The organism is Geminicoccus sp. (assembly GCF_036263595.1).
Lineage (GTDB): Bacteria > Pseudomonadota > Alphaproteobacteria > Geminicoccales > Geminicoccaceae > Geminicoccus.
In genome coordinates, this window is record NZ_DATAGQ010000013.1 from 1 (window position 1) to 5,807 (window position 5,807).

The window sequence follows — 5,807 nt, forward strand, 5'->3', positions numbered from 1 at the left end:
GCTGCGGCAGCTGCCCCTCTGGCTCTCCCACTACAACGAGCTTCACCCGCACCGCGCGCCGGGCTACCGCTCGCCGCGCGAGTTCATCGCCCGAACAACCCAGGAGACCCTGTCCGGTCTTTAGGGGGCAACAACAACCACCACACCGTGGGATCAAACAGCTAATGGCCTCTCGATGGCTTGCGTGAACAGCATCTAGCGTGAAGTCATCGATGTTCGGGCCAACACGCTCAGGAAGCTTCAGGATGTCTCCAATTGCGTCGACGTGCGGCTGATCGAGGACCGGGCGGCTGGCAATATTGGCGTTCTAGCTAGGGGGCTGTCAGTAATTCCGTGTGCGGGTTATGAAGATGGGAAAGAAGGAACCCTCCCATGGCACGACGCAAAGCCCCAGTCATGGCGAACGAACAGCTGGACCAGCTCCTGGCTGGCGATGACCCGCAGTCCGCCCTGCGCAAGGACGGGCTCGTTGACGAGTTGAAGTGGGCGCTTGACCTGGCGGGCGCTGAATGCGGAGACGGACCACCATCAGGACGGTGGGGCAGCCGAGGACCGCAGGAACATTCGCAACGGCTATGGCAATAAGACCCTGCTCACCAATAGCGGCAAGCTGCCGATCTCGGTGCCGCACGATCGCCTGTCGACCTTCGATCCGCAGCTGATCGCCATGTACAACAAAGGCCTATCTCATTGTTCCTAAAACAACTAGGTCAGCTTTCGGTGGTATCGAGCGAGGCGGAGAGCACGGAGAACTGAAAATGTTCCTTAATCTACTGGTACCAAACTGGCCTATGGGATAGTCACTTCATGTCTCTATTGACACGTGCAATCGGCAGCTATGGACACTTCCGGCAGGTCTTTGCCGATACCCGGCGCAAGGCCATCGGGCAGATCGCCCGGGAGGTGGCCGATGTTGCGCGGCGGACCGGCTCGTCACCCGAGTGGTACTTCATCAACTTCGCCTATCGCCGCGAAGCTGGCGACTACACCCAATACCTGAATCGACGGCAGGCCGAGCTACTAGCTCAGAAGATGAGGGAGCGACACAGCGCTGATCTCCTTGTCGATAAGGTTCGCTTTCACGAGCACTTCCGAGGAGTAGAGGTTAGCCTGCCTCGCCTGCTGGCTTCCAACGCGGGACCGATTTTCCAAATAGACGGAATTGAGCGCCGTGTTGATGACGAGGCGGACTTCATGGCGCTTATCAATGAACTGCTCGGCCGATCCGCATCCGGGAGCATCTTCGCAAAGCCAATTGATGGCACGAGTGGTTACGGGTGCCGACGGATTGACAAAGCTGATGGTGAACTTGCTGAGTTGTACGCGCAGACGACGGCAGGGCGCTATCTGTTTGAGGAAACCCTAGTACAGCACCCAGCGTTGAGCGCCATTTATCCCAACAGCATTAACACCGTCCGCGTCCTGACTTGCGGCGAGCCAGGTGAACCGGCTGCCGCAGTTGCGGCTATTCTACGCCTCGGTATGAGCGGGAGTGTTGTAGACAATGCCAGCCAAGGCGGCATTTTTGTCGGCTTGGACCTCAAGACCGGAAAGCTGTTTCCGCAGGCTCGGGAGTTCTTCAAGCATGGTGGGAAGGTCTACGATAAGCACCCTGATACAGGCTTCCGGTTCGAAGGGGCTCAGGTGCCAGGCTTCCCAGGCGTATTAGCAACTGCCGAAAGTGCAGCTGTGCACGTGCCGCTTGAACTGATCGGTTGGGACATTGCCGTAACCGAGGCCGGCCCGGTTATTGTCGAAGGTAATTCTTCGCCGCATCTGCCTATGATGGAGATTGCCCTAGCTCAGGGTATGCTTGCGCAACCATGCTTCCGCACGTTGTGCCAGCGGATCCTAGGCGTGTGATCCTATAGTGAGGTGGTATAGATCACCATGCGGCGAGGGATGCGTTGCGGGTCGGGTTCTTTATGTCGACGCCCGTAGGGCAGAGGCAGCCCGTCGCGCGATCCCACTCGGAGAGGAACTGTGCGGTGCGGACGTCTGTGATCTGCTTCTCGGCCAGGACAGCCGACAGCGTTGGAAGGGTGTACATCGTACGCTCCTAAACTTGAGTTTCGTTGACCAGTTCCCAGTCAGCTAGTGGTATCGGCCGGCGGCGGCTCGTCCGCCACCTTGCGCTGCCGGGCCTCGTCGAAGTCGATGCGCCGGCGATCGTCCTGGACGGCGAACAGGGCGCAGATATATTCGGGCAGCAGGCACCGCGGGCTGCCGTCTGTGCCATGCTGTGCGGGGTCGCCAGCGTTGGTTCCAGATCGTGGGCAAGGTCCGGGTCGCGGCGACGCCGTGGCTGAACCACTCTTGGCACGTGCCGCTCTACGTCAGTGCGGCTGGCCTTGGCACCTCGCTGATCGATGTCGGTGACGAGGTGCTCGAGATCGAGTTCGACTTCATCGCGGACATGCTCATCGTGCGCACCGGCCGGAGCGGGCGGCGGGAGATCAACTCAAGCCACAGCCGGTCAGCGCATTCTACCGCAAGCTGCTTGTTACGCTCGATGAACTAGGTGCTGGGGTCAGCATCGACCCAGTGCCCAACGAGATCGTGGACCCCATCCCATTCCCGGAGGATGACGTCCATACGGCCTACGATCCAGGCGCGGCTCGTGGCTTTTGGCGGGTGCTCTTGCAGATGGACCGCGTGCTCAAGCAGTTTCGCACTGGCTTTCTCGGCAAGAGCAGCCCAGTTCACTTCTTCTGGGGCAGCTTCGACCTTGCGGCGACGCGCTTTTCCGGTCGCCCCGCCCCTCTCCATCCGTGCGGGGTACCGCACCTGCCCGACGCCGTCACACGTGAGGCCTACTCGCATGAGGTCAGCAGCGCCGGCTTTTGGCCAGGCAGCGACGCCTATCCCCATGCCGTCGTCTACTCTTATGCCTATCCGGAGCCACCTGGCTTTCGTGGCCGGCCGGTTCAGCCAGCAGCCGCGTCCTTTGATCAGCAACTAGGCGAGTTCGTCCTGCCCTATGAGGCATTCCGAACAGCCTCATCACCCGATCAGGCCATGTTGACGTTTTTGCAGTCGACCTACGAGGCTGCGGTCGAGGCAGGCGGATGGGACTGCGGTGCACTCGAGTGCCCCCTGGGATTGCCAGGAAGGCCCCGACTGATCGGGTTGGCGTGAGGGTTGTTCCCCGTCATGAACCGCAGGCAACGCAGGAACATTGGCCACTGATCACCACAACAATCAGGCTATGAAGGGCTAGTATGTCAAAATATAGCTACTGATCATGCATAGGCTGTCTCGATGATTTCCAATCCGAAATGCAACAGCCTAGCGTCTTCAACCGCGTGGCACTTGGCAATGTACCATGATTGCCTCTTCCACTACACCACGCGGGGCCGGAAGAACACCTCATCGGGATCCTCCTCCTGCGGTGGTGGCGGCACGCTGATCCTGGCGCGCTCGACCAGATTCAGCTCGAGCAGGTCGCCCAGCTTGTCCAAGGCCAACAGCTGCGCCTCTGCCGGAGCCATCACCTCATGCCAGATGGCCTGCTCCACTGGCCAGCCTAGCCCAGCAACACCCACGCGCCTGAGCGGTAGACCAGCCTGGCAGAGCTGCCGGCCGCTGTGAGCTGCTTCATCCCGCCGACATCGATGCTGAACGCGCCGGTGGCGGTGGCCGTGCGAATCACCTCGAGCACATGGCCATGGCGCGGCGTGCAGGTGGACAGCGTCAGCGTGCGGTTGGTGGTAAGCGGCACGTCATAGATCACCAGGCCGGCCGGCGTGGTGGCGCTCAAGGCAAAGCTGGCATTGCCGGGCGAGGCGATTGCCCGGTCCCGGAGCGTCTCCCACTTGTAGAGGATCGGCTCGATGCCGCCGGGCTGGCCGGTGATCACCACCTGCAGGTCGTCCGCCTTGATGTTGGCGCCCTCGATCTTCGCCCCGCTGGTGCTGGTGCTGCCGGCATAGAGCGCAATGGAGATCGGCAGGTCGCGCAGGCCCGGCTCGTCGCCATTGCTCTGGTAGAGCCCGTCGATGGTCACCCGGCTCAGCGTCGACAGCCGCAGCAGCTCGATCGAGCCGATATCCGCTGCCAGCATCCTGCACTTGTAGATGGACCAGCCCCGGATGCCGACCTGGGCGCTGCCGTTGTTGCGCAGGCATCCCAAGGCACCCGTCTTGAAGTCGACGCCCTCATAGTGCAGCGCGCTAAAACCCATCGTCCGGACGCTGCTGCCGATGTTGATCGGCGTGTTGCTGATTTCGCCATGCTCGCAGTTGACCTGCGTCCACTGGCATTCCGACCAGTCGTCCAGCTGCAGATAGAACGCCGCGCGGTGCTTCGACCCGCCGCCGCTGAAGTTGAAATTACTCATGTAGATGTTGTTGAACACGCAGCCGGTGTTGCCGGCCAGATAGCCGCGCAGGTCGAACGCCGCCCCTCGCCAGGACCGGACGTCGATGTCCTGGAAGGTGTTGGAGAAGATGAAATTGCGGTTGCCGTCCACATACGGCTCCTGGGCCAGCAGGAAAGCGTCGTAGGACTTCTCGACGCGCAGGTTGGCCAGGGTCGAAAAGCGCAGGCCGTAGAGCTTGATGCCCGTGGCGTTGGCCTCGCTGGTGGACGGCATGGTCGCGTGGGAGACGGCAAAGCCGCGGATCTCGTTATAGAACCCGCCCACCAAGAGCACCGGCTGGCTGTTGTTGGTGCTCTCGATCCGGGCACCTGGCATGCCGACGATACGGCGGTTGGTTGCCCTGCCATCGATGGCCCGGGTGACCCTGATCGTTCCCGCCGGCAGAAGGAGGTTCCTGGAAGCGGCAAGGGCTGCCTCGAGGTCGGCGCTGGCGTCATACGTGCTGCTGCCAGCCAGGATCGCCGGCCACTCTGCCCGCGGGATGAAGTCGAAGGCATGGCGCCAATCGCCGGCCCGCTCTTGTGCGGTCCGGCCAATGGCAGCGCCGGTGGCCATGACCGGAACCTCGCCCGCCAGCCTCGCCGTGGTCAGCGAACGTGGTGCGCTTGCCTGCAGGGCCGGGATGAGCTCGGCACCCGTCAGTGGGCCCGCGGCTGATGCCTGGGCGATCGACAGCTTGGCCATGATCAGCTCCACACCAGGTCGAGGTCGCCGGTCCAGGTCATGGTGACCGCCTCCGTCCAGTAGAGGACATTGGGAGGAAGATGGGGAAACACGGCCCAGCGCCGTCGGCTCAGTCTGTGGTCCAGTCTCATGGAGATCTTTCGTGTAGCTCTGTATCGTCTGTCGACATCTTACACGAGTTGTTATTGTTCCGCAGGCTTTTTCCGAATAGATTGAGCGACACGCATAGGTCGCATGGAGATCTCGAATGGATTTCTCTTGCTGAGGGCATCTTGCTCTATTGTAAGCGATGTGGCGCGAAGTTCTGATCAGCAGCTTTGGCTGGTGGCTGATCTACAGAAGCGCAAGCGCCAGTCGCTTAGACTGAGGGAGCAGTTCCAACGGAGCCCCCGGCCTTGGTTCCGTCATCGAATACCATCCTTGCTCCGGACGAGACTGGTGCGAGAACCCCAATTACTGGCTTGCCAGCTGAAGAGGGCGGATCAGCTCGCCGCCTGATCGTCACCGAATTCTCGGCACTGCTCGATCCGGTCCCAACGAGCAGTGTTATCTACCTGGGACTTCCTACCGAAGCGCTTATCCACCCTCTCCACCCAACAAGCTGGACACCTCCATTTACTGGCCAGGGCACCCGGTTTTGGACAATGCGCCTGCTGCGGCGGGTTTTGAGCCTATGCTTCTGGGGCCACTCCTCGTGGTGGAGTTGGATAATGCGGCAGGCCAGCCGTCTTCAGCCTGGCAG

General features: G+C 61.3%; 6 protein-coding genes and 1 pseudogene. 3 read left to right on the forward strand and 4 right to left on the reverse strand.

Annotated elements, in window-relative coordinates; translation table 11 throughout:
- The first annotated feature begins 490 nt into the window (after positions 1 to 490).
- Entirely contained in the window at positions 491 to 700 is a 210-nt protein-coding gene (locus VHL31_RS00855; protein WP_329659308.1) for a transposase, read from the forward strand.
- Positions 701 to 807: 107 nt separating this feature from the next.
- Positions 808 to 1,863 carry a sugar-transfer associated ATP-grasp domain-containing protein gene (locus VHL31_RS00860; protein ID WP_329659309.1) on the forward strand — a complete coding sequence of 352 codons (1,056 nt, stop codon included), beginning with the start codon at positions 808 to 810 and terminating at the stop codon, positions 1,861 to 1,863.
- 22 nt (positions 1,864 to 1,885) lie between these two features.
- On the opposite strand, the gene VHL31_RS00865 is transcribed toward VHL31_RS00860, so the two are convergent.
- Positions 1,886 to 2,050, reverse strand: coding sequence for a hypothetical protein (locus VHL31_RS00865; RefSeq protein WP_329659310.1), 165 nt, complete (start codon positions 2,048 to 2,050; stop codon positions 1,886 to 1,888).
- Between the two features lie 222 nt (positions 2,051 to 2,272).
- Here VHL31_RS00865 and VHL31_RS00870 point away from each other — a divergent pair.
- Positions 2,273 to 3,138: pseudogene (locus VHL31_RS00870) on the forward strand (DUF5996 family protein).
- Positions 3,139 to 3,341: 203 nt separating this feature from the next.
- On the opposite strand, the gene VHL31_RS00875 reads toward VHL31_RS00870, so the two are convergent.
- From VHL31_RS00875 to VHL31_RS00885, 3 genes are read right to left on the reverse strand one after another with little or no spacing between them, the layout of a single operon-like run.
- Complete coding sequence (locus tag VHL31_RS00875) at positions 3,342 to 3,491, reverse strand: hypothetical protein (RefSeq protein WP_329659311.1); 150 nt, start codon at positions 3,489 to 3,491, stop codon at positions 3,342 to 3,344.
- A 35-nt stretch (positions 3,492 to 3,526) separates the two neighbouring features.
- On the reverse strand, positions 3,527 to 5,065 hold the full coding sequence (locus tag VHL31_RS00880; protein WP_329659312.1) for a hypothetical protein: 1,539 nt from the start codon (positions 5,063 to 5,065) through the stop codon (positions 3,527 to 3,529).
- A gap of 2 nt (positions 5,066 to 5,067) precedes the next feature.
- Entirely contained in the window at positions 5,068 to 5,196 is a 129-nt protein-coding gene (locus tag VHL31_RS00885) for a hypothetical protein (protein WP_329659313.1), read from the reverse strand.
- Positions 5,197 to 5,807: the final 611 nt, after the last annotated feature.

Bases quoted from the DNA above. Each gene is read 5' to 3' on its own strand.
- VHL31_RS00860 (WP_329659309.1), top strand. From the start codon at position 808: ATGTCTCTATTGACACGTGCAATCGGCAGCTATGGACACTTCCGGCAG.
- VHL31_RS00865 (WP_329659310.1), bottom strand. From the start codon at position 2,050: ATGTACACCCTTCCAACGCTGTCGGCTGTCCTGGCCGAGAAGCAGATC.
- VHL31_RS00875 (WP_329659311.1), bottom strand. From the start codon at position 3,491: ATGGCTCCGGCAGAGGCGCAGCTGTTGGCCTTGGACAAGCTGGGCGAC.
- VHL31_RS00880 (WP_329659312.1), bottom strand. From the start codon at position 5,065: ATGGCCAAGCTGTCGATCGCCCAGGCATCAGCCGCGGGCCCACTGACG.
- VHL31_RS00885 (WP_329659313.1), bottom strand. From the start codon at position 5,196: ATGAGACTGGACCACAGACTGAGCCGACGGCGCTGGGCCGTGTTTCCC.